Annotated in this window: 1 protein-coding gene; it reads left to right on the top strand. The window is 38.9% G+C overall.

The genetic code is table 11. The features are described 5' to 3' along the window. On the top strand, positions 1-1923 hold a 1923-nt coding region (locus tag ACFIL8_RS09625; protein ID WP_375689592.1), incomplete at both ends, for an autotransporter outer membrane beta-barrel domain-containing protein.

The raw sequence follows: 1923 nt of genomic DNA, 5'->3' as shown, positions 1-1923 counted from the left end.
GGAACTGTAACCGCAACAAACATGGCATTGCTTGCAAAAAGCGGTGGGCATATTAAAGTCACAGATGTTGCTTTAACAACAACAAATGGTAACTATGGTGCTGCTGCAACCGATCCTGAAAGCTTGATTGAATTATATGGAAAGACAACAATTAATAATGCTGTAACCGGACTTGATGCAGAAAATAGTGGCACAATTATAATGACTGGTGGAACAGTAACTGCAAAAACCATGGCATTGTTTGCAATGAATGGTGGACATATTAAGGTCACAGACGTTGCTCTAACAACAATGGATGGCAACGGATACGGTGCAGCTGCCAGCAATCCTTACAGCTTAATTGAATTGCATGGAAATACAGCGATTAGCAATACTTTCATCGGACTTTATGCAGAAAACGGTGGCACGATTAAAATGAATGGAGGGACCGTAGCAGCAAAAGGATCAGCATTTGTTGTAAAAAATAGCGGATATATTGATGTAACAAATGTTTCTGCAACAGCAGAAAACAGTGGCATAATATTTGATAAATCCGAGGACGATAACGCCTTAGAAATCAACTTGACAAATACAAAGATTCGCACTGAAAATAGTATTGGAATTAACGCAGACCAATCAATCGGTATAGCCAATCTCAAAAATTCAGAAATCAGTGCCGATATTTTATTAGCAGCAAAAGCTTCAACTAAAGAAAATAATTTTGCTTTTACATTAAATGCTAATCACTCCGTATTAAAGGGAAGAGCAAAAATTGCAGAAAACAGAACTGTACGCTTTGATTTGACAAACAAGGCAACATGGATATTGAAAACCAGTACAAAAGAAACCGATGATGATGGAAAACTGCTTGCTATTGCTCAAAGGTCACGTTCTGATATTTCTGTGCTCAATCTCAATGATAGTTCTATTGTTTTCAATGGGCTGGTAGAAGATCATTATCATACATTGCATGTAGGATCTGGAATACCAACCACTCTAGCAGTCTATAATGCCTCTGGTAAGGCAGAAATTCATTTCAACGCTATATGGAGTGATGGTGTTGCAATAGATGCACAAAAAACCGATAGGCTTCTCATTCACGGTGATGTAGCAGGCACCACAACAGTTTATGTCAAAAGTGTTTCAGAGGATAAGGAGAGTGTAGAAAATGCTTCTCCTCCTTCAAATATAGGTGGACTTTCACTTATTCAAGTTTCTGGAGAAGCAAAAGGAGACTCCTTTAAATTGAAAAATAGCTATACCACCATAGGAGGAACTCCTTATAAATATACGCTGACTGCCTATGGACCAGTATCAAGTTATGGCAAAGCCAATGCTAACCAAAACTTATTCGATGAAAAGGATAAAGATTTCTGGGACTTCCGCTTGCAGCCTGAATTTCTTGACCCCGATTCAAAAGTAAGAGCAGTTGTACCACAAATGGCAAGTTATTTGATTATGCCAAATGCTCTCTTTTATACTGGATTAGCCGATATGGCCAAGCAAAATGCACTTTTAGCCAATATGAGAACAACAGTCTTGGGAGAGCAGAAAAATCTTAAAAACAGTTTCTTCCTCTCTACCTATGGGGGTAAAGGAACCTTATCCTCGAAACGCGGTCCCCTTAAATATGGCTATGGTGCTGATATTCGCTATGCTGCTCTCCAAGCCGGTGTCACATTAGCGACATTAGAAGGACAAAATACCACGACACATTTCGGTCTTATAGGCACCTATGGGCGGCTGTCTTTCACTCCAAAAGAGATGCAGGATGCAAGTAAAAGCACTTTAGATAAATGGTCACTAACAGCTTATGGCAGCGTACAGCATGACAGTGGTTTCTATATGGATACACTTTTATCCTATGGAATAATAAAGAGCGATATCACCAATGCTATCATTGGTAAAACCGCGAAATTGAACAATGTAAAAATGTTGAGTATT

This window comes from Bartonella sp. AP57NXGY, from assembly GCF_042195805.1.
In the GTDB taxonomy this organism is placed as follows: Bacteria; Pseudomonadota; Alphaproteobacteria; order Rhizobiales; family Rhizobiaceae; genus Bartonella.
Note: the sequence above shows the minus strand (reverse complement) of the source record. Positions and strands in the feature narration are given on the sequence as shown.